Below are 25,470 nucleotides of genomic sequence, written 5' to 3'. Positions count from 1 at the left end.
TCAGGTCGGCTCTCGAGCCATTTTGGCCGCGGGACGTGGAGCGGCCACTCAGGAACGCGCGCTGTTCAGGCTACTGGACCGCACAGCGCAATTGAGGGCGCTGAGCCAAGGCCGGAGGTCGCCCGCAGGGAGCAGGGCTCGTAGGGTAGAGCCCAGCGAAACCCATCAATCCCTCCGCCGGTGGCGAGGCATGATGGGTTTCGCAGGGTCTACGTTCTGGCCGATCGGAAAGGCGATCGTGCCGACCGCGGACCCTGGCTAGTGTCCGTTTGCCACCACAAGCGGCCGTTTGGGTAAGGTCCCCCTTTTGACCGGTCCGAAGCGGAAACCGAGCAGCGCAGCGCACGCAATCGCGCGGGCTACTTCTTTTTTGGTGTCAACCAGTCCTCGTCTTCCAGGGACGGTGCTTGTTTCTGCTGCTCCAGGATTTTCTTGTACTCCTCAGGGATCACCTGGCTGCGAGATGCTTCGTGCAGCGTGTGTGGGAACCAGGTCGCAATGCCCGGGAAAGCAATCATCAGGCCAACGCAGATCACCTGCAATATCATGAACTGGAACATGCCAGCGTAGATCGTCGCAAGACTCCAGCCCTTGACCACCTGTTTGAGATAGTACGCTGACATGGCGACCGGCGGCGACAGGAAGGCGGTCTGCAGCACCACCGCAACCAACGCTCCGAACCATATGAGGTCGATGCCCATGCCTTTCACGACGGGATAGAAGATCGGCAGAAACACCAGGATGATGGCCGGCCACTCAAACGGCCACCCCAGCAGGAAAATGAGGAGGAGCACGACAATCAGCATGAGGCTCGGCGGCAGCTGCAGGCCGAGCATCGTCTCGGTGATCCAGTTCGCCGAGCCGAGGCGGGCGAACACCGCACCGAAAATGTTCGACGTGACCGCCAGCAGCAGGACCATGCTCGACGTCGCCATCGTCGAGGTCATGGCGCGCTGCAATCCGCTGAACGAGAACCTGCCATATGCGATGGCGAGGATCAGCGCGCCGACGCTGCCGATGCCGGCGGCCTCCGTCGGCGTCGCAAGGCCCCCGATGATCGAGCCGAGCGTCGCCGTGATGAGCCCGAGCAGAGGCAGCGTTCCGACGACCACCTCGCGCGCAATGTATCCCGCGGAGTAGATCCGCTCATCCTTTGGCACTGGCGGCCCGAGCTTGGGATTGATGAAGGAGCGGCCCATCAGATAGGCGATGTAGATGCCGGCCAGCAGAAAGCCCGGTCCAAAGGCTGCAGCATAGAGATCGGCGACCGAAACCCCGAGCACCGGCCCCATCACGATCAGCATGACCGACGGGGGAATGAGAATGCCGAGCGTGCCGCCCGCCGTGATGGTGCCCGCTGAAAGCTTGGCATCATAGCCCGCCTTCGTCATGATCGGCGAGGCCATGATGCCAAGAACGGTGACGGCGGCGCCGACGATGCCTGTCGCCATCGCGAACACGGTCGAGGTCAGGATGACGACGAGGAAGAGTGCTCCGCGCACCGGCGCAAGCAGCATGCGGAACGCCGTGAAAAGGCGCTCCATGAGTCCCGCCTGCTCGGTGATGAACCCCATGAAGATGAACAGCGGCACGGCGGCGAGGAGTTCTTCCTTCATCATGCCGATGGTCTGGAAGTAACCAAGCTCGAAGACCGTCCCGCCCATGCCCCAGTAGCCGAACGAGAAGGCGAGAAACAGCAACGTGAACGAGATCGGCACACCGATGAAGATCGCGCCAAGCAGCACCAGCAGCATGATGAGGCCGATGAGCGCTTCTGCGGTCATATCTCGACCTTCTCCTTGTGCTCCAGTTCGACGCCGGTGCGCGCCATGTAGATGCTCTTGATCAACTCGGACACGCCCTGGACCAGCAGCAGGAGGCAGGCGAACGGCACGACGAATTTGAACGGCCACAGCACGGGCCGCCACGGTGTCTGGTCCGAAGTCTCGTTGATCAGCCAGGCGTAGTGAAATTCGTTCCAGCTGATCAGGAGCAGCATGATCAGGCTCGGGAAGAAGAAGACGACATAGGAGATCGTATCGATCCAGCCCTTCCTGCGGATCGAGAACTTCTCCCAGAAGAAGTCGGTACGGATATGAGCGCCCTTGTGCAGCGCGTAGGCGGCGCCAAGCATGAAGAGCGAGCCGTACAGCATGTAGGTTGCGTCATAGGCCCATATGGTCGGTGCGTTGAACAGGTAACGCGATCCAACCTCGTAGGCGACGGCGAGAACCAGCGGCACCGAGAGCCACGAGATGATCGTGCCGGTCCGATCCGTGAAGCCGTCGATCATCCTGATGATGGCCAGTAGCGCCGGCGGCTGCCTGCCTGTTATCTCAGCCATGCCTCGCCCCTTTCGCCGATCATTCGTGCGGCGCAAAGCAGGCCGCCTGCGTGCGAATTGAGGGCGGCCAAATCGGCCGCCCTCGGAGGAAGTCCTATTTCTCGGTCGGGAAGTAGTTGTTCGCCATGAAGGAGTATGGCGGGAAGTAGGACCTCTTGTACGGCACCACAGCGCTGGCATAGGCCTTCTGCGAGTCGTGCACCTTCTTGAAGAACGGGTTCCTGGCGCCCTCGGCCGCCGCGATCTCGTCCCACTTCTTGATGAAGGCCAGCAGGATCTCCGTCGGCGTGCGCAGGATCTGTACGCCGTGCTTCTGCTGCATCTCAATCAGCGCATCGGCGTTCTGGCGCTGCCACTTGGTCCACCAGACGAGGAATGTCTCGTTGGCCGCCGACTTGATGATCTCCTGATGTTGAGGGCTGAGCTCCTTCCACACATCGCCGTTGATGACGAGCTCGCCGACCGTCACGTTCTCATGCAAGCCGGGCGAATAGTGATACTTCCAGACGTTGTGGAAGCCGAGCTGCAGGTCCTCGATACCGCCGACCCATTCCGCGCAATCGATCACGCCGCGCTGCGCCGAGGGAATGATCTCGCCGCCCGGCATGTTGACCACCGTGAAGCCGAGCGCCTGCCACACTTCGCCGGCCATGCCGGTCTGGCGGCATTTCATGCCTTTCATGTCCTCGACCGTCTGGATCGGCTTCTTGAACCAGCCGAACGCCTGCGGGCCTGCCGGCAGGATGGGGAATACGACGACGTTGAGCTTGAGCTCCTTCTGATAAAACTCGTTGTAAAGCTCGAGGCCGCCGCCGTGATAGAGCCAACCCATCACGTCCATGAAGTCCATGCCGAAGGTGCCGCCGGGACCGCCGGTGAACAGGATCGCGGTCTTGTTCTTGCCGGTCCAGTAGCCGGCCCACGCATGCGCTCCGTCGAGCACCTTCTTGTGGGTTGCGTCCAGCACCTCGAACGCCGGCACGACCTGGCCGGCCGGCATCGCCTCGATCTTCAGCGCACCAGCGGACAGCTTGTTCACCCGGTCGACGAAATAGGTGAAGTTGTCATAGAGCGTGAGCGACGCCGGCCATGTGGCCTGCATCTTCAACACCTTCGTCTGCGCCATGACTGTTGTGGTGGATACGACAAACGCCGAAGCGATCAGGGCAACGGCGACCATCCCCAGAAACAAGCGTTTCATGAGCAATCTCCTCCCTTGGACAACGTGACCGCGGCGAATTATTCTCTTCGTTGTTCTTGGTCGCCACGTCTTCAAACCACGTCTGTCACCATTCTGCCACCATCGCCGCAAGTTGTCATCTTGCTTTCTGGCCGTAGCAAGCGCTGGAATTGGACATGGTCAAGACGTCAGCGCTTGGCCCTTGGGCGATGAAGCTCCATTCGTTTGTTACGCTGGCTGTCGGTAGCAAACCAGACGCCCCGGGGCGCCTTTGGCTGCGGCTCGTGCCACCAGCCTCACGTTGCTCCAGGGCTATCGCATTTGAGAGCGACCTCTCTGTGGCCATCCTTCGAGACGCCCGCCGTTGGCGGGCCCTCAGGATGAGGACCAAATGCGCTGTAGCAGTTTCAGCGGCATCGATGCCGCTTAGCCTCATTCTGAGGAGACCGCCACCGGGTCCGCGCGAAGCGCGGCCCGATGACAGGCTCCGCGGTCGTCTCGAAGGACGAGGCGCGCGCTCAGCTCGCGAAAAACGCCATATGCGATTGCGCTACGCGTTGCCCGGCGGGCAAAACACGCCACATGCAGGGCAAGGGCGGGGCGCAAAATATTCTGATTGACCGAATTCTCGGTTTCGGGTAAACCGCACTCCATCCCGGCCCGTCAAAGGGACGTTTCGCGATCGTCACGATACGTAGGCTGGGATGCGATGGACGCGGCAGCGCCGGCGCGTGACGGGATGGCAGGGCGGGCCGAGGCCCGTGAGCCGTCACGATCCGCGGACGACACGGCGCGGTCACAGCGTTTCTTTTCGGCATTGGGGGCGAGCACGCGCGAGCTTCCGACTGTTTGGGGAGGGACGTCCGCGGACGGCAAAAGCGTGTGGTCCTGACGCCCGGAGTCTGTGCGTCAAGGCTTGCGGTGGTGAGGCGGCCCGACCGGGTGCGCGCACCGATCATCTGCAAGGCGACGGGGGCAATAGTGCATCGCTCCCCGGGGAGAGCGCGCCATAAGCCGTAAAACCATTGCGCAGGGAAGGCCGGGAGCCCGGCGTTACCTGTGGTCACCCCGCGTGCGTTTTTCGCGTGCGGACCTTGGGTGCCAGCCGGCGCCCGGCCTTCCCTGCGCCCTCTCTTCTCGATGAGGGCGAAACGGACAGCAAAGCTCGGGCGCCTGCGCCGCGAGAAGGCGAGCCCATGTGCATTGACGAGATTACAGGCAACCCCCCGTGCCCCGGACGCAGCGCAGCGCGCCCCCGGCGATGCGAAGCATCGTCCGGTGCGGCGTGATGGGCTGCAGAGCCGGGGCCCATGTTGCGGCAATGTGCTCGGTGGCTTTGGGGGCCGGCTCGGCGCAGCAACGCTTGCGGCGTTGCTGCTTGTCCGGGACACGTGATCATCACCCCCAGCACTGTGCGCCGCCACCAACTGCATCTTGCGCTGCGGTAGAAAAATATCGCACACTCGACGGGCCGGGGAGCCATTGGGAGCTCTAATAGGGGAGCGAGCCATGTCCCTCCAGACCGTACCATCCGACGCCACTGAGCATCGCCCCAACCGCCCTGAGGATGTCCAGGCGCTAGAGGCCGACGCGCGGCTGCGCGACGACATCCGCCTGCTCGGGCGCATTCTCGGCGATACCGTGCGCAACCAGGAGGGAGCTGATCTGTTCGACCTGGTCGAGCGCATCCGCCAGACCTCGATCCGGTTCCACCGCGACGAGGACCGGCTCGCGCGCCGCGAGCTCGAGCAGATCCTCGACAGCATGTCGATCTCCGAGACGGTGCGGATCGTCCGCGCCTTCAGCTATTTCTCGCATCTTGCCAACATCGCCGAGGACCAGAACAACATCCGCCAGATGCGTGCCGGCAAGGATGGCGGCTCCGGCGTGCTGGCGGAGACCTTGGCCCACGCCAGGGAATCTGGCATCGGCGCGGACGTCTTGCGCAGCTTCTTCAAAACGGCGCTGGTCAGCCCGGTGCTGACCGCGCATCCAACCGAGGTCCGCCGCAAGAGCACCATGGACCGCGAGATGGAGATTGCAGCCCTGCTCGACCGCCGCGAGCGCGTTGCGCTGACCGCGGAGGAGGCAGATGCCAGCGACGAGCAACTCCGCCGCGAGGTGCTGACGCTGTGGCAGACCAACCTGTTGCGCCGGACCAAGCTCACCGTGCTCGACGAGGTCGGGAACGGTCTGTCGTTCTACGACTACACCTTCCTGCGCGAGGTGCCGCGCCTCGTCAACGCGCTGGAGGACCGGCTGGAGGAGGGCGGCGAGCATGCGGCAAGCGAGCTCGCCTCTTTCCTGCGCATGGGCAGCTGGATCGGCGGCGACCGCGACGGCAATCCCTTCGTCACGGCCGATGTCATGCGCGGTACGCTGCGGCTACAGTCGAGCCGCGTCATGCAGTTCTATCTGAACGAGCTGCACGTGCTCGGCTCGGAGCTGTCGATCGCGGCCCACCTCGCCGACGTCTCCGAAGAGCTGCGCACCTTGGCGGAGCGTTCCCCGGACACCTCGCCGCACCGGAGCGGTGAGCCCTACCGCCTTGCGGTATCAGGTATCTATGCGCGCCTGACCGCGACGGCTGAAAAGCTCGAGGTCGAGATCACGCGCCGGCCGGTCGGCAAAGCGGCGCCATACGAGAGCGTCAGGGAGCTGCAGGCCGATCTCGACGTGCTGCACCGCTCGCTGATCTCCAACAACGCCCGCGTCATCGCCCGTGGCCGGCTGCGGCTGCTGCGCCGCGCGGTGGATTGCTTCGGCTTCCATTTGGCCCGGCTCGACATCCGGCAGAACTCGGCCGTGCACGAACGCACCATCGCCGAGCTGATGGATGCCGCCAATCCCGGCATGTCCTATCTTGCGCTCGGCGAGGACGCGCGCATCTCGCTGCTCACCAACGAATTGCGCTCGACGCGCGCGCTGGTGTCGCCCTTCGTCAAGTACAGCGACGAGACGATGGGCGAGCTCAACGTGTTCCATGCCGCCGCGGAAGCGCATGCGAAGTTCGGCTCGGATGCCATTCCCCAATGCATCATCTCGATGTGCAAGGGCATGTCGGACATGCTCGAGGTCGCGGTGCTCTTGAAGGAGGTCGGCCTCGTCCATCCCTCCGGGCGCAGCGCCATCAACATCGTGCCACTGTTCGAGACCATCGAGGACTTGCAGGCGTCCAGCGGCATCATGGACCGCATGCTGTCGCTGCACGATTACCGTCGCCTCGTCGACAGCCGCGGCAGCGTGCAGGAGGTCATGCTCGGCTATTCCGACTCGAACAAGGACGGCGGCTTCGTCACCTCGGGCTGGGAGCTCTACAAGGCCGAGATCGGACTCGTCGAAGTGTTCGAGCGGCACCACGTGCGGCTGCGCCTGTTCCACGGCCGTGGCGGCTCGGTCGGCCGCGGCGGCGGGCCGAGCTATGACGCCATCATCGCGCAGCCCGGCGGCGCCGTGAACGGGCAGATCCGCATCACCGAGCAGGGCGAGATCATCTCCTCGAAATATTCCAATGCCGAGGTCGGCCGCAACAATCTGGAGATCCTCGCCGCCGCGACGCTCGAAGCAAGCCTGTTGCATCCGCGTCAGAGCGCGCCGCGCCGCGAATATCTGGTCGCGATGGACGAGCTTTCCAATCTCGCTTTCAAGGCCTATCGCGGCCTCGTCTACGAGACCGAAGGCTTTGTCGATTATTTCTGGGCCTCAACCGTCATCAACGAGATCGCGACGCTCAACATCGGCAGCCGTCCGGCCTCGCGCAAGAAGACGCGCGCGATCGAGGATCTGCGCGCGATCCCGTGGGTGTTCTCCTGGGCGCAGTGCCGCCTGATGCTGCCGGGCTGGTACGGTTTTGGCAGCGCGGTCGAGCAGTGGATCGCGGAGCATCCGCAACAGGGCATGCCGTTCCTGAAGGAGCTCTATAAGGAATGGCCGTTCTTCCGCATGCTGTTGTCGAACATGGACATGGTGCTCGCCAAAAGCTCGATCGCGATCGCCTCGCGCTATGCCGAGCTCGTGCCGGACGAAGCCTTGCGCGAAAAAATCTTCGGCCGCATCCGCCGCGAATGGCATTCCTGCATCGAGACGCTGCTCGACATCATGGGCCAGGACCGATTGCTTCAGAGCAACCCGCTGCTGGAGCGCTCGGTGCGCCACCGCTTCCCCTATCTCGATCCGCTCAATCACGTCCAGGTCGAGTTGCTCAGGGAGCACCGCGCGCAGAACCCGGACGAGCAGGTGCTGCGCGGGATTCAGCTGACGATCAACGGCATCTCGGCCGGGCTGAGGAATACCGGGTAGGGCGAATAGCGAATGGCGAGTAGCAAAAAGGAAGCATGTTCACTATTCGCCACTCCCCGCTCGCCATTCGCATGTCTCACGGCTTCATCGCGCCCTGCACACTGGTGTAGACGGCATAGAGCGATGTCGAGCCGCAGATATAGAGCCTGTTTCGCTGCTGGCCGCCGAAGCACAAGTTCGCAACCGTTTCCGGAATATGGATCTTGCCGAGCAACTCGCCCGACGACGTATAGCAGCGCACTCCGTCTTCGTTCGGATCGCCCCAGCCGACCGAGCACCAGACCCGTCCTTCGGTGTCACAGCGGACGCCGTCGGTGATGCCGGGCTTCGGCATGTCTGCAAAGACCTTGCTGTTCGAGACTTTGCCTGCCGCAACGTCGAGGTCGAATACGCGGATATGCGAAGGGTTGTCCGGCCCGTCCGTGAACCCTGTGTCGCAGACGTAGAGCTTCTTCTCGTCGGGTGAGATGGCGAGCCCGTTGGGCTCCACAAAATCGTCGACCACGACCTTGACCTCTCCGGACTTCGGGTCGACCCGGTAGACGTTCTTCTTGTCCTGCTCGGGCTCGGCCTTGATCCCCTCGTAGAAACCGCCGATGCCGTAGGCGGGATCGGTGAACCAGATCGCGCCATCGGCAGTCACGACCGCATCGTTCGGGGAGTTCAGCCGCTTGCCGTTGAACTTGTCGGCAATGATCGTGATCGAGCCGTCGAGCTCGGTCCGCGTCACACGCCGGCCGCTATGCTCGCAGGTGATGAGCCGTCCCTCGCGATCGATCGTGTTGCCGTTCGAGTTCATCGACGGCTGGCGGTAGACGCTGAGATGACCGTCATCCTCGGTGAAGCGCATGATGCGGTTGTTCGGAATGTCGCTGAACAACACGTATCGCCCGGCTGCGAAATAGACGGGCCCCTCGGCCCAACGGAAGCCGGTTGCGACGCGCTCGACCGCCATGGTGCCGGCGAAGGCAGGGAAACCGGAGGGGCCGAAGGACGGCGGTCCCTTCTTGGCCGATTCCAGATGAGAATCGGGATAGCGGCTACCCGGCAATGGTCCGAGCGGCAGCGGCGCCGTCGATCTCGTCGGTGCGCCGGTCTGGCCGAGGGGGGCGACGGAAGCTGCTAAGGCTCCGTTCATGGTGACGCCCGTCGCCGCAACTGCGGCCGCCGCGCCCTTCAACAGGGTGCGGCGCGCGAGAGACGGCTCGCTGGTACCTGCGGGAATGGTCAGTGGTTTTGTCATGGTTGCCTCCCGATTTTTTCGTTGGGAGCAAACCATCCGCCCGCAATCGGGCGTAAAGCGGGCGATCTCCGGCCGGGCAGTCGGAGCTCGCAATGCAGCAAAGGCTGGGACGGTTACACCGGATCCCAGGTGAAGATGTCGGCGGAGCGGTCGAGCTTGTAGAACGAGCCCTTCAGCGCCGGCATGCCGTGTTCCGCGATCGACTGCGGCGTCCAGCCTTCGCTCCGCTGCACCGAGCGGATCGGCCGGTTCTGGCTGAACAGGAAGATCTCGTTCATGCGCACGCCAAAGATCTGGCCGGTGACGTCCTTGGCGGAGTCGCCGAGCAGATAGCCGCAGAGCGGGGCGATCTTTTCCGGTCCCATCTGCTTGATCTTCTCGACCCGCGCCTTCTCGGCCTCGGTCTCGGTCGGGATGGTGCCGATCATGCGCGTCCAGGCGAACGGCGAGACGCAGTTGGAGCGGACGTTGAAGCGGCCCATGTCGAGCGCGATGGATTTGGAGAGTCCGACGATGCCGAGCTTGGCGGCGGCGTAGTTGGCCTGGCCGAAATTGCCGATCAGGCCGGAGGTCGAGGTGAAGTGCACGAAGGAGCCACTCTCCTGCTCGCGGAAGATGCGCGCCGCGGCGTGGCTGACATAGAACGAGCCCATCAGATGCACCTTGATGACGGCCTCGAAGGCTTCCACGCTCATCTTGTGGAAGATCATGTCGCGCAAAATGCCGGCATTGTTGACGACGCCGTCCAGCCGGCCGAAATGATCGGTCGCGGTCTTCACGATCTTGCTCGCCGGGATCGCTTCCGCGACGCTCTCGAAATTGGCGACCGCGGTGCCGCCACGCTTCTTGATCTCCTCGACCACTTCCTCGGCGGGCGCCGCGTTCGAGCCGGCGCCGTCGGCGGCTCCACCGGGATCGTTGACGACGACCTTGGCGCCCTCGCCGGCGCAGAGCAGCGCGATCTCGCGCCCGATGCCGCGGCCTGCGCCGGTGACGATGATGACCTTGTCTTGCAGTGATTTGCTCATGTGGTTCTCCTGTTGTGTCCGTCATTCCGGGATGGTGCGAAGCACCAGACCCGGAATCTCGAGATTCTCAGGTGCGCAATTGCGCACCATAGTTCGCGCTGCGCGCCCCGGAATGACGGTGCCATTACCTCTCGTTCGTAAACACGATCGTGCCACTCGCGGCAAACATCCCGCCGACACCGTGGCACACCGAAATCTTCGCGTTCGGCACCTGCGCCGGCGCGATGCCGCGCATCTGGCGGACGCTCTCCTGCAGCGCGTACATGCCGTACATGCCGGAATGCATGTAGGAGAGGCCGCCGCCATTGGTGTTGAGCGGCAGCTTAGCCCCGGGGCGCGTGTTGCCCTCCGCGATGAACCTGCCGGTTTCTTCATATGGCATGAAGCCGAGGTCGCCGAGCCCGAACAGCGGCAGATGCGCAAACGCATCATAGATCATGAGATGATCGACGTCCTTGTGCGCGATGCCGGCCTCCCTGAAGGCGAGGGGGCCGGCAACCTTGAACGCGCGCGAGGAGTTGAAGGTCTCCATCTGGCTGACCATCGGCGTTTCCACGCTCTCGCCGGTGCCCATGATGTAGACGGGCTTCCTCGGAAAATCCTTGGCGCGGTCCGCCGAGGTCAGGATCAGCGCGCCACCGCCGTCGGTGACGAGGCAGCACTGCAGAAGCCGGAACGGATAGGCGATCATGCGCGAGTTGAGCACGTCGGCGACCGTGATCGGCTCCTTCATCATCGCACGCGGATTCTTCGCCGCCCATTCCCGCTGCACAACCGCTACCGAAGCAAGCTGCTCATGGGTGATGCCGTAGGTCTTCATGAAGCGCAGCACGGGGATCGGGAACATGCTGGGCGGGCCGTAGACGCCATAGGGCGCCTCGAACTGGCCTTGCAGGCTGTCGGCGGGAATCGAGCGCGGCAGCTTGCCGATCATCGACTTGCCGCTCTCGGCATGGGTGATCAGCACGGTCTTGCACAGGCCGGCCTCGATCGCCGCCGCCGCATGGCGGACATGCAGCATGAAGGAGCAGCCGCCGACCGAGGTGCCGTCGACCCAGGTCGGCTTGATGCCGAGATAGTGGCAGACCTGCTGCGGCGTCTCGACCGCGGTGGCGAAGCCGTCGATGTCGGAGAGCCTCAGTCCCGCATCCGCGATGGCATTGAGCGCCGCATCCGCATGGAGCTGGAGCTGCGAGGCGTTGGGGATGACACCGAGCTCGGTGGTCTCGGCCGCGCCGACGACGGCAACCTGGTTCCTGCGCATGGCTTACCCCTTCGCCGGACGAAACACGGGGAGGGTGATCTTGTCGTCGAGCGCCTGGAAGGCGACCTCCAGTTTCATGTCAAGCTCGAGCGCCTCCGGCGTCTGCGGGCAGTCGATGATGTTGCTCATCATCCGCGGTCCCTCGGCAAGCTCCACCACCGCGATCGCATAAGGCGGCGTGAAGCCCGGCGCGGCGGGACGATGGTTGATTACGTAGCTGTAGAGAAAGCCCTTGCCGCTCGCCTTGAAGACCGAGACCTTGCGCGAGGCGCAGGAGGGGCAGAACGGCCGCGGTGGGAAATAGACATGCGCGCAGGCGTCGCAGCGCTGCAGGCGCAGTTCGCCCGCCTTGGTGCCGTCCCAGAAATGCTGGGTCTCCGGCGTCGGTTTCGGTCGCGCGCGCTGCGGTTCGGCCATCTCGGAGACCCCTCCCAAAAAGGCAGACTTCACGCCTGCCTGTTTCGATCTTGATGCGACAATCAACCATGGCGCGTCAACGGTCCAGCAATGCGCATGCATGCCATCATGCGCACAATGCTTGTGTCGAGCTGAGCCAGCGCTATAGATTGCGCGCGCCAATATTCCGTGAGACAGACATGCCCGATTTTCCGACACTGGCGAAGCTCGCCGACGACCTCGAAAGCGGCCGCACCACCTCCCGCAAGCTGGTCGAGGCCTGCATCGCCAGGATCGCCGATCCCTCAGGCGAAGGACAGCGCGCCTTCATCCGTGTCGACAAGGAGGCCGCGCTGGCGACCGCCGACGCCATGGATGCCCTGCGCAAGGTCAAGGCGGCGCCGTCGCCCTATGCCGGTATTCCCATCTCGATCAAGGATCTGTTCGACATCAAGGGGCAGACGACGCGCGCCGGCTCCCGTGCGCTCGACGATTCCGATCCGGCCGAGCACGATGCGGCGGCGGTCGCGCGGCTGCGCCAGGCCGGCTTCGTGCTGATCGGCCGCACCAACATGACCGAGTTCGCCTATTCCGGCATCGGCATCAACCCGCATTACGGCACGCCGAAAGGTGCCTGGAACCGGGCCGAAGGTCACGTGCCCGGCGGCTCCTCCTCGGGCGCCGCGGTGTCCGTGCTCGACGGCATGGCGCATGGCGCGCTCGGCACCGACACCGGCGGCTCCTGCCGCATTCCGGCCGCCTTCAACGGCATCGTCGGCTACAAGCCGACGCAGCGGCGCGTGCCGCTCGACGGCTCGGTGCCGCTGTCGTTCTCGCTCGACAGCATCGGGCCTCTAGCGCGATCGGTCAGCTGCTGTGCCATTCTCGATGCCGTGCTCGCGAACGAGCCCATCAGCGCGCTGAAGCCGCGGTCCGTGAAGGGCATGCGGCTCGCCGTGCCGACCACGATCGCGCTCGACGATCTCGATGCAGAAGTGGCCAAGACCTTCGAGCGCTCCCTGAAGACGCTTGCCGATCACGGCGCCATCATCGAGCGGATCGAGATGGCCGAATTCCACGACGTCGGCCCGATGAACGCCAAGGGAGGTTTTGCCGCCTCCGAAAGCTACGCCTGGCACCGCTATCTCATCACGGCCAAAGGCGACGTCTACGATCCCAGGGTTGCCGTGCGCATCATGCGCGGCGAGGCGCAGAGCGCGGCCGACTACATCGATCTGCTCAACGAGCGCCGCTCGCTGATCGCCCGCGTCAACGCGCGCATCGCGCCCTATGACGCCCTGGTGCTGCCGACCACCGCCAACACCCCGCCGAAGATTGCCGATCTCGCTGATGACAAGGCCTTTACCACCCAGAACCTGCGTGCGCTGCGCAACTGCACCCTCATCAACATGATCGACGGCTGCGCCATCTCGCTGCCCTGTCACCGCGAGGGCGACGTCCCGGTCGGCCTGATGCTGGCGGGCGCGGGCGGCTCGGACCGTCGTATCTTCGAACTTGCTGCCGGCATGGAGGCCGTCATTCGTGTTTGATCTCACTTTCACCGTCGATGCCCAGGACACCACCACGCCGCTGACACTGGCGATCGACCAGATGGTCATCGCCGGCTGGACCGGCCGCGACACGGTCGCGCGCGACAAGCACATCGCCGAGCTCGAAGCCATGGGCATCGCGCGCCCCGCCTCGACGCCGATCTACTACCGCGCCTCGGCGCGGCGGCTGACCCAGGAGGACAGCATCGAATGTTGCGGCGGGGACTCGTCCGGCGAGGTCGAGTTCGTGCTGATCGGCTGGCAGGGCCGCATCTTCGTCGGCTGCGGCTCCGACCACACCGACCGCAAGGTCGAGGCCTATAACGTCACGGTCTCCAAGCAGATGTGCGACAAGCCGATCGCCTCGACGCTGTGGGAGCTCGAGGACGTCATCAGCCATTGGGACAAGATGATCCTGCGCTCCTACGCCACGATCAAGGGCGAGCGCGTGCTCTATCAGGAGGGCACGCTCGATGCGATGCTGCCGGTCGCCGATCTCATCGCGCGCGGCTTTCCAGGTGGGAAGTTCCCCGACGGCTGCGCCATGTTCGGCGGCACCTTCGCCGCCAAAGGCGGCATCCGCCCCGCCGATCGCTTCGAGTTCGAGCTGGAAGACCCGGTGCTGAAGCGGACGATCAGGCACGGATATGATGTGACGACGCTGCCGGTGAGGGGCTAGGTCTACCCCGCCGTCATTGCGAGCGAAGCGAAGCAATCCAGAATCCCTCTGCGGAACCAGTCTGGATTGCTTCGTCGCAAGGGCTCCTCGCAATGACGGGGAGATAGTCGGAAATCGGGTGGCGGTAGGCGGTCCGGTCTTGCGAAGGTGGTGGCTATGACAGCAACAGCACGCAAATCGCCTCCTTCGCCCTCAGCCGACCTCGCCGCCCGCGTCGATGGCCTCGACTGGCCCCAAATCACCGCAGAACTCGACACCCAGGGCTGCGCCGTCCTGAAGAATCTGCTCACACCCGACCAATGCCGCGCCGTCACCGCGCTCTATCCGGACGACGCGCACTTCCGCAGCCGCATCGTCATGGGCCGTCACGGTTTTGGCCGCGGCGAGTACAAGTATTTCGCCTATCCGCTGCCCGACCTCATCGCGCAGCTCCGTCCGGCGCTCTATGCGCATCTTCAAGCCGTCGCCAATCGCTGGAACGAGGCGATGGGCATCGACATCCGCTATCCCACAGCGCATGCGGCGTTTTTGAAGCGCTGCCACGAGGCCGGGCAGGTGCGGCCGACACCGCTGCTGCTGCAATACGAGGCCGGCGACTACAATTGCCTGCACCAGGATCTCTATGGCGAGCATGTCTTCCCGCTCCAGGTCGCGATCCTGCTCTCCGAGCCCGGGCGCGATTTCACCGGTGGCGAGTTCGTGCTGACCGAGCAGCGCCCGCGCATGCAGTCCCGCGCCGAGGTCGTGCCGCTCGCGCAGGGCGATGCGGTCGCCTTCGCTGTGCATCACCGCCCGGTGCAGGGGACACGCGGCACCTACCGCGTTAATCTGCGCCACGGCGTCAGCCGGATCAGGGCCGGTCATCGCCACACGCTGGGTGTGATCTTCCATGATGCCAAATGAGCGTTGCGATTGACGGGTGATCTGTTCGATACGGTCGCCGAGGCGCAGCCGTCGCGCGAGGAGATTGCGAACGGCGCCGTGCTGCTGCGCGGCTTCGTCAAGCCGATCGAGAGTGAGCTGATCGAAGCGGTGCGCGCCATCGTCGCGCAATCGCCGTTCCGGCGAATGACCACGCCCGGCGGCTACCAGATGTCGGTGGCGATGACCAATTGCGGCGAGCGCGGCTGGATCACCGACCACACCGGCTATCGCTATGATCCCATCGATCCGCGAACCGGCGCGCCGTGGCCCGCGATGCCGCCGGTGCTTCGGGATCTCGCCCGTCGCGCGGCGGAGCAGGGCGGCTTCCAAGACTTCGCGCCCGATGCCTGCCTCGTCAATCGCTACGAGCCCGGAACGCGTCTGTCGCTGCATCAGGACAAGGACGAGCTCGACTATTCGGCGCCGATCGTCTCGGTCTCGCTCGGCCTGCCCGCGACCTTCCTGTTCGGTGGCCTGGCACGCGGCGACAAGCCGCGTCGGTTCCGCCTTGTGCATGGTGACGTCGTGGTCTGGGGCGGGACCAGCAGGCTGGCCTATCATGGCGTCGCGCCGCTCGCGGATGGCGAGCACGCACTGCTGGGACGGAAACGGATCAATCTGACGTTTCGGAGGACGCGGTGACGCTTGTCGTCATTCCGGGGCGATGCGAAGCATCGAACCCGGAATCTCGAGGTTCCGGGTTCGCCTCTGCGAGCCGCCCCGGAACGACATCAAGGCCTTGGCGGGTGAATGAATGCCCAGGGGCTCACTTCCGAATCCCCGGTCACCTCGACCGAGATCAGATACGGCCCGCCATGGGCCAGCGCCTTCTCCATCGCTGCCTTGAACTGCTCCGGCGCCGTGACGCGCGCAGCCGCAACGCCGAAGGACTCCGCCAGCTTGACGAAATCCGGATTGACCAGGTCCGACGCTACCACGCGGCCGTCGAACCGTTCGCGCTGGTCGCGGCGGACATTGCCATAGGCGTTGTTGTTGAACACCAGCGTCACGACGCCGATGTTGAACTGCACGGCGGTAGCGAGCTCCTGCACACCGAACATGAAGCCGCCGTCGCCGGTGATGGCGACCACCGGCTTGTCGGGGTTTGCCACCTTGGCGCCGAGCGCGGTCGGAAAGCCCGAGCCGAGCGTGCCCTGGTAGCCCGAGGTGATGAAGGTGCGCGGCTGATACACCGGGAAGCCGTACCAGGAGGCGAAGCCGACCTGCGACAATTCATCGGTGACGATCGCGTTGTGCGGCAGCACTTCGCGCAGGATGTTGAGATACGCCATCTGCGGCTGGATGCGCTGGATCTCGGCTTGCGCCGCCGCGGTGGCCTCGCGGATGTCTCCGCGCCGGCCACGGGACCTCGCGTAGCCGGCCTTCTTCACGGCCGCGACGAGATCGGCCGCACTGGCCCTGGCATCGGCGACGATGGCGGCATCGGAGATGATCCGGCGCATCTCGGCCGGATCGATATCGATCCGAATGGATTTCAGTCCACTCGGTTGATAAGGCCAGCGAAAGCCTGATGCTGGCAGTTCGGCGCGAGTGCCGATCGCGATCATCAGGTCTGTCGTGGGCCACAGCTTGTAGGCGGCCGCCATGGTGAGGCCGAGCTCGTGCGCATTGGAGACGATGCCGCGGCCGCTGCGGAAGGCGACGACGGGCGCATCGATCATCTCGGCAAGCTCGAGGATCTCCTCGCCCGCCTCGATCGCGCCACTGCCGACGAAGATCATCGGCGCCTTGCTGGCCTTGATGAGCGCTGCGGCCTGCTTGATCATGTCAGGATCAGGCTGCGGCGCAGGCAGAGGCTCCAGCACCTTCGCGACGGGCGTGGCGGCGCGCTGCGTGAAGACATCCCAGGGCATCTCGACCGAGGCGGGGCCGCGCCGTCCCGACATCATCTCCTGGAACGCGCGCGCCACGACGGTCGGCGCGTTGCCGGGATATTCGATGCGCTCGGCCCATTTCACATAGGTGCGCAAGGTCGCGAGCTGGTCCGGCATCTCGTGCAGGTGACCGCGGCCTTTGCCGAGAAATGGCGTCGGCACCTGCCCGGTGACGCACAGCACCGGCTCGTTGCACCCGAATGCGGTGAGCAGAGCGGCGCTGGCATTGAGCACGCCCGGGCCGGGCACCACGCTGAACACGCCGGGCCGGCCGCTGGCGCGCGCATAGCCGAACGCCATGTAGCCGCAGGCCTGCTCGTGCCGCGCGCCGATCACCTTGAGCTGGGCCTGATGAAACGCGTCGAACAGTCCGTAGACTTGCGCGCCGGGCAAGCCGAACACGGTGTCGACGCCATGGGCGACCAAGCCGCTTACGATCGCTTCGCCGCCGGTGAGGGTGGTCATTTGGCTATTCCACTTCGCTTGTTGTTCAGGCTTCGTCGACGACGCCGTTGCGCAGGCGTCCGATGCCCTCGGCCTCGACCTCGACGATGTCGCCGGGCTTCAGGTACCGTGGCGGATCGAACCGCGCACCTGCGCCGATCGGCGTGCCCGTGACGATGATATCGCCGGGGACGAGGGTTGCGAAGGTCGAGATATAGTTCAAGAGATAGCGGAACGAAAACATCAGCCGGCTGGTGCGATCGTCCTGCCTGAGCTCGCCATTGACATGCGTGGTGAGACGAATGTCCGCAATCTGCGATTCCTGCGTGTAGGGTACCAGCCACGGGCCGAGGCTGCCGCTTGAGTCAAAGTTCTTACCTTGGGTGACGTTGAACTTGGCGTGGCGCAGCCAGTCGCGCACCGATCCCTCGTTGCACAGCGTGAGCGCGGCAATGTGATCGAGCGCGGCGCTTTCCGGGATGTGCCGGCCTTGCTTGCCGATCACCAGCACGATCTCGCCCTCATAGTCGAGCTGGCTCGAGGCGCGCGGGCGCACCAGCGGCGTATCGTGGCCGACGAAGGAGCGCGGCGAGCGCATGAACATGCTCGGATATTTCGGCGCGACCTGGCCGTCCTTATATTCGGCGTTGCGATCCGGATAGTTGACGCCGATGCAGATGATCTTCTCCGGAGCCGGCACCGGCGGCAGCCAGGTGATCTCGCTGAGCGCGTGATCCGGCGCGCGGCCGGCGGCGTCCTCGGCAAGGCTGATGAGCTTGCCCGCAGCGATCACCTCGCGCAGCGTGGGATAGTCTCTTGCGTGACGCGCGGAGAGATTGACGATGCCGCCCTCCAGGACGGCGCCATAGCTGACATCACCCTTGACGGAATAGGTGGCGAGACGAGGCAGCTTCATCAATCCGCCACCAGCACGTCGGCCACGAATTTCGGCTCACGCACGGCCTGGCCCGTGAAGGGCGAGCCCTGCTCGAACCAGGAGCGCGGCGCCGGTGCGCCCCACAGCGTCTGGCGGCGGGGATCGCGCAGGGACCAGCGCAGCGGCTCGTGGTCGTGATCCCCGGTGAAATAGTCGCTGGTGTAGAGCTCGAGGCGGTGTCCATCGGGGTCGCGGACGTAGAGAAAGAACGCGTTCGAGATGCCGTGACGTCCGGGCCCGCGCTCGATGTTCTTCACGAATCCTTGGGAAGCCATGACGTCGCAGAGATGGATGATGTTCATCGCCGTCGGCGTCCAATAGGCGAAGTGGTGCAGCCGCGGGCCTTTGCCGTTGGTGATGGCAAAATCGTGCACATTGCCCTTGCGATGCATCCAGGCCGCGGCGATGCGTCCGTTCGGTCCGTCCTCCTCGGCATATTCGGTGAGGCGGAAGCCGAGCCGCGCATAGAAATCGACGGTGTCCTGCACCTCGGCGGCGAAGACGTTGAAATGGTCGAGCCGCTGCGGGTGGCAGCCCCGGTAGAGATCGTAGCGGCGCAAAAGATGCGGCCGCCGCTCCATCGCCGCGTAGAGCTCGATCCGGAAGCCGAAGGGGTCGGTGAATTGCAGCGTGCGGCCCTGGAAGGCCTGATCGACGAAGGCGCAGGCAAGGCCGTTCTCGGACAGGAACGCGGCGGCCTTGTCGAGGTCCTTGTCGTTGCCAACCTTGAAGCCGAGCCGCGCGCAGGCCGGTGCGGCCGCCTTGCGCAGCACCAGCGAATGATGCTGGTGCTCCTCGGCGGCACGCAGGTAAACGACCCTGTCGTCGGCATCCTCGACATGGAGGCCGACCGTGGTCTCGTAGAACTCGCGGCTCAGCTTCAGATCTGTGACGTCGAGCACGACGTGGCTCGAACGGATGATATTGAACGGCGGCTCGAAATTGTGTTGCGGTACGGGCATCGGCGTTTCCCCTCGGTCTTCAGTCATTCCGGGGCGGCTCGTAGAGCCGAACCCGGAATCTCGAGGTTCCGGGTTCGACGCTTCGCGCCGCCCCGGAACGACGGCGGTTCAAATTCCCAGCTTCTGAATCTTGTGCGTGCCCCGCGCCAGCGAGACGTGCTTGGTTTCCATGTAGAAGTCGAACGAGTAGTCGCCGCCGTCGCGGCCGATGCCTGAGGCCTTCATGCCGCCGAATGGCGTCGGCAGATGGCGGACGTTCTCCGAGTTCAGCCAGATCATGCCGGCCTCCAGCGCATCGGCAACGCGCAAGCCGCGGCCCATGTCGTTGGTCCAGACATAACCGGTGAGGCCATAGCGGATGTCGTTGGCGACCTCGATGGCGTCCTTCTCGTCGCGGAAGGGCAGCACGGTGAGGAAGGGGCCGAACACCTCCTCCTGCGCCACCCGCATCTTGCCGTTGGCGCCGGTGACGAGGGTCGGCTCGACGTAATGTCCGCCGCCCGGGCCGTCATAGGCCTTGCCGCCGACCGCGATGGTCGCGCCGTCCTGGCGCGCGACGTCGAAATAGGAGCAGACCTTTGCCAGATGCCGCTCGTGGATCAGCGGTCCGATCTCGGTGGCGGGATCGAGAGGATGGCCGATCCTGAGCGCCTTCACGCGCGCGGTCAGCTTCTCCACGAACTTTTCCGCAATGCTCTGCTGGATCAGCAGCCGGCTGGAAGACGTGCAGCGTTCGCCGTTGAGCGAGTAGATCATGAACACGACGGCATCGAGCGCGCGGTCGAGGTCGGCATCGTCGAACACGATCACCGGGTTCTTGCCGCCGAGCTCGAAATGCACGCGCTTCAAGGTCGGCGCGCCCTGAACCATGATCGCCGATCCCGTCGCGCTCTCGCCGACGAAGCCGATCGCCTTGATAGCGGGATGCTCGGTCAAAGCCTTGCCGGCTTCCTCGCCAAAGCCGTGCACCGTGTTGAGCACGCCGTCGGGCACGCCGGCTTCCTTCACGAGCCTTCCCAGGATGGAAGCGGTCACCGGCGACCACTCGGCCGGCTTGTGTACGACGGTACAGCCGGCGGCAAGTGCCGGGGCGATCTTCCAGGTCGAGAGCATGAACGGCGTGTTCCACGGCGTGATCACGCCGACCGGGCCGATCGGCACGCGGGTCGAGATATTCCAGTGCTCGTCGCTCGGCGTGTTGAGGCCGTCGCGCGCCTCCGCGCATTTGTCGGCGAAGAAGCGGAAATTCTCGGCGGCGCGGATCGCGGCCTTGGCCATGAAGCGATAGGCTTGTCCGGTGTCGATGCATTCGAGCACCGCGATGTCCTCGGCATTATCCTCGATCGCATCGGCCACCCGATGCAGCAGCTTGCGCCGCATCGCCGGCCCCATGTCGCGCCAGGACTTGAACGCGAGCGAAGCGGCCGTTGCCGCGCGATCGATGTCCTCCGCATTGCCACGCGCGACGCTGGCGAGCACGGCGCCGTCGACCGGCGACTTCGTCTCGAACGTCTCGCCGGAGATCGAGGCGACGATCTTGCCGTCAATCATGTGGCCGATGCCGTCCGCGCGCAGCTTCTTCAGCAGCGGCGCGACGCGGTCGCGGTTGGCCTGGAACACATCGGCTCTCGGTGTGGGCTTATCCATGGGCAGCCTCCGCTTTCAGGGCGTCGTGGATGTTGTTGCGCTTCCAGCTCACGTCCTTGTCGTTGATCTGCATGTCGAACGACAAAGCGAACTTGCTAGCGGCGAAGACGGGATCGAGATGCTTTGAGAGCGCCTGGAAGACGTGCTCGCCCGCTTTCTGACGGGTCTTGAGGTCGCGGCCCTCGCCGATGCGCAGCACCATGTCCAGGAACCCGTAGTCCTGCCGTGCGTCGGCGATCGCATAGTGCTCGCACCTGACGGCGCGAACGCGGATGCCGCCGAGCGGGAAGATGCCGGTCTCGACCGCCGCCTTGCGCACGACCTCGCACACCGCGGCGATGTCGAGGCGGCCATCGAGATTGGCCGAATATTCGATCGTGAAATGCGGCATCGCGGTTTCACTCCCTGTCTTCTTCTTCAGGCGAAGTAGCAGCTCACCGAGCCGTAGGCGCCATAATCGGCCTGGATTGTGTCGCCCTTGCGGGTCTCGATCGGACGGATGAAGGAGCCGGCGAGCACGACCTGACCGGGCTCCAGCGCAAGGCCAAGCGGCGCGATCTTGTTCGCAAGCCACGCCACGGCTGTGGCGGGATGGTTGAGCACGCCGGCGGCAAGACCTGTCTCTTCCAGCTGGCCGTTCCTGAAGCAGAGCGCGCCGATCCAGCGCAGGTCAGCATCGACCGGGCGGATCGGCCGTCCTCCGAGCACGATGCCGGCATTGGCCGCATTGTCGGCGATGGTGTCGAAAATCTTTCGCGCCGCGTTGGTTTTGGGGTCGACGCGCTCGATCCGCGTATCCAAGATCTCCAGCGCCGGCACCACGAAATCGGTGGCGTTCAGCACGTCGAACATGGTGCAGTCGGGGCCCGCGAGCCGCTTGCTCATGACGAAGGCGAGCTCGGCCTCGACGCGCGTTGCGATGAAGCGCTCGGTCGGGATGATCCCGCCATCGGCGAAGAACATGTCGTCGAGCAGCACGCCGGAATCCGGCTCGTCGATATTGAGCGCGCTCTGCATCGCCTTCGAGGTCAGGCCGATCTTGTGGCCCTTGACGGCGCGTCCCTCCGCGATCTTGACCTCGACCCAGGCCTTCTGAATCGCGTAGGCATCAGCGATGCTGATCTCGGGGAAATCCTGCGACAGCTGCCGGATCTGCGTGCGGGTCTTCTCCGCCTGGTGCAGACGCCTTGCGCAAGCCTGGATATCGTCGTTGGAAAGCGCCATTCGTCATCTTACAAATCGTGGTGCCAGGAAATACTTAACATGTTAAGTGAATGCGTCAAACAGAATTTCGGCTTGCTGCACCGCAAACATTTTGCGGATTGAAAGGGCGTCATGACGAAGAAATCCGCCGATCCCGCCAACGGAAGCGCGCCTGCCGCGCGCCAGGTACCGATGCGCGACTTCTCGCGCTCGCTGCCGATGTCCCTGCTGCGGGCACGCGAGGCGGTGATGCGGCAGTTCCGCCCCTCGCTGCGCGAGCACGGCCTGACCGAGCAGCAATGGCGCATCCTGCGCGCGCTGGCGGCGATCGAGGCGGCGGAGGTCACGGAACTCGCGCGCACCGCGTTCCTGCTCGGGCCGAGCCTGTCGCGCATCCTGCGTGATCTCGAGGCGCGCAATCTGATCGAGCGCAAGACGGCGAAGGCGGATCAACGCCGCAGCATGGTCTCGATCTCGAAGGAGGGCGTGAAACTGATGGCCTCGGTGGCGCCGACGTCGGAAGCGATCTATGCCGAGATCACGCGGCGCTTTGGCGCACGCAAGCTTGCCGAATTGCAGGAGATGCTCGGCGAGCTCGAACGGAGCCTTGCGGAGCTTGGAAGCGCGGACGAGACAATAGCCGGGGAGTGAAACCAGATATGCGTGCGTGCGCGGCGAGAGCCATGGACATTCACGTTTTTTTTCGCTCAAAGTGCGGCCCAACCCGATCCGCGGCGAGTGAGAGCAACAGGGAAGGAAAGGCAACGTGGCGAACAAAGTCAAAGAGATCTGGAAGTCGGGCAAGGCGGTCGTCAACGCGTGGCTTGCGATTCCCTCCGGCTTCTCGGCCGAGATGGTCGCGCAATGCGGCTTCGACAGCGTCACGGTCGACATGCAGCATGGCGTGCAGGACTATCTCTCGATGGTGCAGTGCTTCCAGGCCATGGACAAGCATCCGGTCACGCCGATGGTCCGCGTGCCCTGGAACGAGCCGGGCATCATCGGCAAGGTGCTGGATGGCGGCGCCTATGGCGTGATCTGCCCGATGGTCAACACGCCGCAGGAAGCGCGGAACCTCGTCTCCTATTCGAAATATCCGCCGAAGGGCGTGCGCTCCAACGGTCCGATCCGCGCTGGCATGTACGGCACTGCGGGCTCCTACCAGAAGACGGCCAACGACGAGATCGTGCTGCTGCCGATGATGGAGACCAGGACCGCGGTCGAGAACATGGAAGCGATCCTCGACGTCGAAGGCATCGACGGCGTCTATATCGGTCCGTCCGACCTCGGCTTCTCCTACGGCCTCGAGCCCAAGCTCGATCGCACCGAGCCCGAGATCCTCGCGATCTACGAGAAGATCATCAAGGAATGCGGCAAGCGCGGCCTCAACCCGGGCATCCATTGCAGCGGCGCCGAAGGCGCCGCGCGCGCCATCAACATGGGCTTCAAGCTGGTGACGCTGTCCAACGAAGTCGGCCTGATGACGACCTATGCCAAGATGCAGGTCAACGCGACCCGCAAGGATTCGGGCGGGAAGGCGTAAGCTTCCGTGTCCCGGACGCGACGCAGCGCGTAGCGCTGCTTCGCAGAGCCGGGACCCAGAAGCCAGCGAAGCACATGACGTAACACTGGGCCCCGGCTCAGCAGCGCACCGTTTCACGCTGCGCTGCGTCCGGGGCACGATAGTTTCGATACAGGAGCACCCCATGACCATCAGCCCCGTCATCCGCCTGCATCCCGATGATGGTGTGTTGATCGCGCGCGCGAGCCTGCCGCCGGGAACATTGGTCGCAGACGGCGTCACCACGGTCGACCGCATTCCCTCCGGCCACAAGGTTGCGATCAAGCCGATCGCCGAGGGCGAGCCGATCAGGCGCTATGGCCAGATCATCGGCTTTGCCACCCAGGCCATCGCGCCGGGCCAGCACGTGCACACCCAGAACTGCGGCATGGGCGATTTTGCCAAGGACTACGCCTATTGCGCCGACGTCAAGCCGACGCCGAATTTCGACCTGCCGGCGACCTTCGAAGGCATCCGCCGCCCGGATGGCCGTGTCGCCACGCGCAACTATATCGGCATTCTCACCTCGGTGAATTGCAGTGCGCACGTCGCAAGCCTCGTCGCCGACGTCTTCAAGAAGAATCCCTTCACCGGCGACAATCCGCTGGCCGCTTTCCCCAACGTCGACGGCGTGGTCGCGCTGACTCACAAGACCGGCTGCGGCATGACGCAGAACGAACCCTTGGCGCTGCTCCGCCGCACGCTCGGCGGCTATGCGCGGCACGTCAATTTCTCCCACGTCATCGTGCTCGGCCTCGGCTGCGAGGTGAACCAGATCGGCGGCCTGATGGAAGAGCAGAAGCTCGCCGGCCGCCTGCGCGCGATGGACATCCAGGAGGTCGGCGGCACCCGCAAGACGGTCGAAGCCGGCATCGCCTTCGTGCGCGAGGCGCTCGCCGATGCCAACAAGGTTAAGCGCGAGACGGTGCCGGCGAGCGAGCTCACCGTGGCCCTGCAATGCGGCGGCTCGGACGGCTATTCCGGAGTATCCGCCAATCCGGCGCTGGGGGCGGCCAGCGATCTCATCGTGCGCCACGGCGGCACCGTGATCCTGTCGGAGACGCCGGAGACCTATGGCGCCGAGCATCTTCTCACCCGCCGCGCCGTCAGCCGCGAGGTCGGCGAGAAGCTGGTCGATCTGATGCGCTGGTGGGACGAGTACACGACGCGCGAAGGCGCTGAGATGAACGCCAATCCGAGCCCCGGCAACAAGGCCGGCGGCCTCACCACCATCCTGGAGAAGTCGCTCGGCGCGATGGCGAAGGCCGGCACCACCAACCTCGTCGAGGTGCTGCGCTACGCCGAGCCCGTCACCAAGAAGGGGTTCGTCTTCATGGACACGCCGGGCTACGACCCCGTCGCGGCCACAGGCCAGGTCGCCGGCGGCGCCAACCTGGTCTGCTTCACCACCGGCCGCGGCAGCGTGTTCGGCTGCAAGCCGGCGCCCTCGATCAAGCTCGCCACCAACACGCCGATGTACAAGCGCATGGAAGACGACATGGACGTCAATTGCGGCACCATCCTCGAAGGCGAGGAGAGTGTCGAGCAATGCGGCCAGCGCATCTTCGATCTCATCCTCAAGACCGCCTCGGGCCAGCCGACCAAGAGCGAGAGCTTCGATTTCGGCGGCGCCGAGTTCGCGCCCTGGGTGCTGGGCGCGACGATGTAGTCGCGCTCGGCGAGCGCCGCCGCGCAACGCAATGAAAAGCGGCCGGCAACTGTCGCTCGCGACCAGTTGCGGCACCCGCGTGTGGTCCGGCGAAATGCAACAATGGTTCGCTACGTAGTGATACGGAGGCGGGCGCCTCACGCAAAAATGTCCCGGCTTACACCCGGTTAACACTGTTGCCGTAGACAGGCGTTCGATGCGGCTCCACAGCGTGGTGGGGCCGGCCGTTACTTGAGGGTCGAACC

At 64.6% G+C, this 25,470-nt stretch carries 21 protein-coding genes; 8 read left to right on the top strand and 13 right to left on the bottom strand.

All coding sequences use genetic code 11. From position 1 onward, the window contains the following. Window positions 1–359: 359 nt before the first annotated feature. From ACVIIV_RS32475 to ACVIIV_RS32465, 3 genes are all read right to left on the bottom strand, one after another. Window positions 360–1,784: a TRAP transporter large permease gene (locus tag ACVIIV_RS32475; protein WP_456747821.1), complete on the bottom strand. Its 1,425-nt coding sequence runs from the start codon at window positions 1,782–1,784 to the stop codon at window positions 360–362. After that, window positions 1,781–2,344 carry a TRAP transporter small permease subunit gene (locus tag ACVIIV_RS32470; protein ID WP_456747820.1) on the bottom strand — a complete coding sequence of 188 codons (564 nt, stop codon included), beginning with the start codon at window positions 2,342–2,344 and terminating at the stop codon, window positions 1,781–1,783. The genes ACVIIV_RS32475 and ACVIIV_RS32470 overlap by 4 nt, the downstream gene beginning before the upstream one ends. A gap of 94 nt (window positions 2,345–2,438) precedes the next feature. Beyond that, window positions 2,439–3,545 (bottom strand): TRAP transporter substrate-binding protein, encoded by a 1,107-nt coding sequence (locus ACVIIV_RS32465; protein ID WP_456747819.1) that lies wholly within the window; start codon window positions 3,543–3,545, stop codon window positions 2,439–2,441. A gap of 1,488 nt (window positions 3,546–5,033) precedes the next feature. Between ACVIIV_RS32465 and ppc the strand changes: the two genes are divergently transcribed. Beyond that, window positions 5,034–7,823, top strand: a complete 2,790-nt coding sequence (ppc, locus tag ACVIIV_RS32460; RefSeq protein WP_456747818.1) for a phosphoenolpyruvate carboxylase — start codon at window positions 5,034–5,036, stop codon at window positions 7,821–7,823. Window positions 7,824–7,899: 76 nt separating this feature from the next. On the opposite strand, the gene ACVIIV_RS32455 is transcribed toward ppc, so the two are convergent. From ACVIIV_RS32455 to ACVIIV_RS32440, 4 genes are all read right to left on the bottom strand, one after another. Next, window positions 7,900–9,066: an SMP-30/gluconolactonase/LRE family protein gene (locus ACVIIV_RS32455; protein WP_456747817.1), complete on the bottom strand. Its 1,167-nt coding sequence runs from the start codon at window positions 9,064–9,066 to the stop codon at window positions 7,900–7,902. 113 nt (window positions 9,067–9,179) lie between these two features. After that, complete coding sequence (locus tag ACVIIV_RS32450) at window positions 9,180–10,094, bottom strand: SDR family NAD(P)-dependent oxidoreductase (RefSeq protein ID WP_035709243.1); 915 nt, start codon at window positions 10,092–10,094, stop codon at window positions 9,180–9,182. Between the two features lie 124 nt (window positions 10,095–10,218). Continuing rightward, a complete protein-coding gene (locus ACVIIV_RS32445) occupies window positions 10,219–11,358 on the bottom strand; it encodes a thiolase C-terminal domain-containing protein (protein WP_456747816.1) in 1,140 nt (379 codons plus the stop codon). Between the two features lie 3 nt (window positions 11,359–11,361). Beyond that, window positions 11,362–11,775, bottom strand: a complete 414-nt coding sequence (locus ACVIIV_RS32440; RefSeq protein ID WP_128917044.1) for a Zn-ribbon domain-containing OB-fold protein — start codon at window positions 11,773–11,775, stop codon at window positions 11,362–11,364. 179 nt (window positions 11,776–11,954) lie between these two features. Between ACVIIV_RS32440 and ACVIIV_RS32435 the strand changes: the two genes are divergently transcribed. The 4 genes from ACVIIV_RS32435 (at window position 11,955) to alkB (ending at window position 15,549) form a co-directional block, all read left to right on the top strand. After that, complete coding sequence (locus ACVIIV_RS32435; RefSeq protein ID WP_456747815.1) at window positions 11,955–13,304, top strand: amidase; 1,350 nt, start codon at window positions 11,955–11,957, stop codon at window positions 13,302–13,304. Continuing rightward, complete coding sequence (locus ACVIIV_RS32430) at window positions 13,297–13,983, top strand: DUF2848 domain-containing protein (RefSeq protein ID WP_456747814.1); 687 nt, start codon at window positions 13,297–13,299, stop codon at window positions 13,981–13,983. Before ACVIIV_RS32435 ends, ACVIIV_RS32430 begins: the two co-directional genes overlap by 8 nt. A gap of 156 nt (window positions 13,984–14,139) precedes the next feature. Further along, on the top strand, window positions 14,140–14,886 hold the full coding sequence (locus tag ACVIIV_RS32425) for a 2OG-Fe(II) oxygenase (RefSeq protein ID WP_456747813.1): 747 nt from the start codon (window positions 14,140–14,142) through the stop codon (window positions 14,884–14,886). A gap of 9 nt (window positions 14,887–14,895) precedes the next feature. After that, complete coding sequence (gene alkB / locus ACVIIV_RS32420; RefSeq protein ID WP_456747812.1) at window positions 14,896–15,549, top strand: DNA oxidative demethylase AlkB; 654 nt, start codon at window positions 14,896–14,898, stop codon at window positions 15,547–15,549. An 89-nt stretch (window positions 15,550–15,638) separates the two neighbouring features. On the opposite strand, the gene ACVIIV_RS32415 is transcribed toward alkB, so the two are convergent. The 6 genes from ACVIIV_RS32415 to hpaH all read right to left on the bottom strand — a co-directional run bounded on the left by ACVIIV_RS32415 (window position 15,639) and on the right by hpaH (window position 22,016). Continuing rightward, complete coding sequence (locus ACVIIV_RS32415) at window positions 15,639–17,267, bottom strand: thiamine pyrophosphate-dependent enzyme (protein ID WP_456747811.1); 1,629 nt, start codon at window positions 17,265–17,267, stop codon at window positions 15,639–15,641. Window positions 17,268–17,292: 25 nt separating this feature from the next. After that, entirely contained in the window at window positions 17,293–18,162 is an 870-nt protein-coding gene (locus ACVIIV_RS32410; RefSeq protein WP_456747810.1) for a fumarylacetoacetate hydrolase family protein, read from the bottom strand. Further along, window positions 18,162–19,145, bottom strand: coding sequence for a 3,4-dihydroxyphenylacetate 2,3-dioxygenase (gene hpaD / locus ACVIIV_RS32405; protein WP_456747809.1), 984 nt, complete (start codon window positions 19,143–19,145; stop codon window positions 18,162–18,164). Before hpaD ends, ACVIIV_RS32410 begins: the two co-directional genes overlap by 1 nt. 108 nt (window positions 19,146–19,253) lie before the next feature. Continuing rightward, the gene (gene hpaE / locus ACVIIV_RS32400) at window positions 19,254–20,792 is read right to left on the bottom strand and encodes a 5-carboxymethyl-2-hydroxymuconate semialdehyde dehydrogenase (protein WP_456747808.1); all 1,539 of its coding nucleotides are present in this window, start codon (window positions 20,790–20,792) and stop codon (window positions 19,254–19,256) included. Further along, window positions 20,785–21,183 carry a 5-carboxymethyl-2-hydroxymuconate isomerase gene (locus ACVIIV_RS32395; protein ID WP_456747807.1) on the bottom strand — a complete coding sequence of 133 codons (399 nt, stop codon included), beginning with the start codon at window positions 21,181–21,183 and terminating at the stop codon, window positions 20,785–20,787. Before ACVIIV_RS32395 ends, hpaE begins: the two co-directional genes overlap by 8 nt. 26 nt (window positions 21,184–21,209) lie before the next feature. After that, a complete protein-coding gene (hpaH, locus tag ACVIIV_RS32390) occupies window positions 21,210–22,016 on the bottom strand; it encodes a 2-oxo-hept-4-ene-1,7-dioate hydratase (protein WP_456747806.1) in 807 nt (268 codons plus the stop codon). Between the two features lie 111 nt (window positions 22,017–22,127). Between hpaH and hpaR the strand changes: the two genes are divergently transcribed. From hpaR to ACVIIV_RS32375, 3 genes are all read left to right on the top strand, one after another. Beyond that, the gene (gene hpaR, locus ACVIIV_RS32385; protein ID WP_456747805.1) at window positions 22,128–22,646 is read left to right on the top strand and encodes a homoprotocatechuate degradation operon regulator HpaR; all 519 of its coding nucleotides are present in this window, start codon (window positions 22,128–22,130) and stop codon (window positions 22,644–22,646) included. Between the two features lie 115 nt (window positions 22,647–22,761). Beyond that, window positions 22,762–23,538, top strand: a complete 777-nt coding sequence (locus ACVIIV_RS32380; protein WP_456747804.1) for an HpcH/HpaI aldolase family protein — start codon at window positions 22,762–22,764, stop codon at window positions 23,536–23,538. Window positions 23,539–23,701: 163 nt separating this feature from the next. Further along, window positions 23,702–25,225 carry a UxaA family hydrolase gene (locus ACVIIV_RS32375; protein WP_456747803.1) on the top strand — a complete coding sequence of 508 codons (1,524 nt, stop codon included), beginning with the start codon at window positions 23,702–23,704 and terminating at the stop codon, window positions 25,223–25,225. Window positions 25,226–25,470: the final 245 nt, after the last annotated feature.

Source organism: Bradyrhizobium sp. USDA 4354 (assembly GCF_054060315.1).
This window is presented reverse-complemented; position numbering and strand designations above follow the sequence as displayed.

Excerpts from the sequence above, each read along its gene's own strand:
- ACVIIV_RS32475 (WP_456747821.1), bottom strand. The coding sequence starts at position 1,784 with ATGACCGCAGAAGCGCTCATCGGCCTCATCATGCTGCTGGTGCTGCTT.
- ACVIIV_RS32470 (WP_456747820.1), bottom strand. The coding sequence starts at position 2,344 with ATGGCTGAGATAACAGGCAGGCAGCCGCCGGCGCTACTGGCCATCATC.
- ACVIIV_RS32465 (WP_456747819.1), bottom strand. The coding sequence starts at position 3,545 with ATGAAACGCTTGTTTCTGGGGATGGTCGCCGTTGCCCTGATCGCTTCG.
- ppc (WP_456747818.1), top strand. The coding sequence starts at position 5,034 with ATGTCCCTCCAGACCGTACCATCCGACGCCACTGAGCATCGCCCCAAC.
- ACVIIV_RS32455 (WP_456747817.1), bottom strand. The coding sequence starts at position 9,066 with ATGACAAAACCACTGACCATTCCCGCAGGTACCAGCGAGCCGTCTCTC.
- ACVIIV_RS32450 (WP_035709243.1), bottom strand. The coding sequence starts at position 10,094 with ATGAGCAAATCACTGCAAGACAAGGTCATCATCGTCACCGGCGCAGGC.
- ACVIIV_RS32445 (WP_456747816.1), bottom strand. The coding sequence starts at position 11,358 with ATGCGCAGGAACCAGGTTGCCGTCGTCGGCGCGGCCGAGACCACCGAG.
- ACVIIV_RS32440 (WP_128917044.1), bottom strand. The coding sequence starts at position 11,775 with ATGGCCGAACCGCAGCGCGCGCGACCGAAACCGACGCCGGAGACCCAG.
- ACVIIV_RS32435 (WP_456747815.1), top strand. The coding sequence starts at position 11,955 with ATGCCCGATTTTCCGACACTGGCGAAGCTCGCCGACGACCTCGAAAGC.
- ACVIIV_RS32425 (WP_456747813.1), top strand. The coding sequence starts at position 14,140 with ATGACAGCAACAGCACGCAAATCGCCTCCTTCGCCCTCAGCCGACCTC.
- ACVIIV_RS32415 (WP_456747811.1), bottom strand. The coding sequence starts at position 17,267 with ATGACCACCCTCACCGGCGGCGAAGCGATCGTAAGCGGCTTGGTCGCC.
- ACVIIV_RS32410 (WP_456747810.1), bottom strand. The coding sequence starts at position 18,162 with ATGAAGCTGCCTCGTCTCGCCACCTATTCCGTCAAGGGTGATGTCAGC.
- hpaD (WP_456747809.1), bottom strand. The coding sequence starts at position 19,145 with ATGCCCGTACCGCAACACAATTTCGAGCCGCCGTTCAATATCATCCGT.
- hpaE (WP_456747808.1), bottom strand. The coding sequence starts at position 20,792 with ATGGATAAGCCCACACCGAGAGCCGATGTGTTCCAGGCCAACCGCGAC.
- ACVIIV_RS32395 (WP_456747807.1), bottom strand. The coding sequence starts at position 21,183 with ATGCCGCATTTCACGATCGAATATTCGGCCAATCTCGATGGCCGCCTC.
- hpaH (WP_456747806.1), bottom strand. The coding sequence starts at position 22,016 with ATGGCGCTTTCCAACGACGATATCCAGGCTTGCGCAAGGCGTCTGCAC.
- hpaR (WP_456747805.1), top strand. The coding sequence starts at position 22,128 with ATGACGAAGAAATCCGCCGATCCCGCCAACGGAAGCGCGCCTGCCGCG.
- ACVIIV_RS32375 (WP_456747803.1), top strand. The coding sequence starts at position 23,702 with ATGACCATCAGCCCCGTCATCCGCCTGCATCCCGATGATGGTGTGTTG.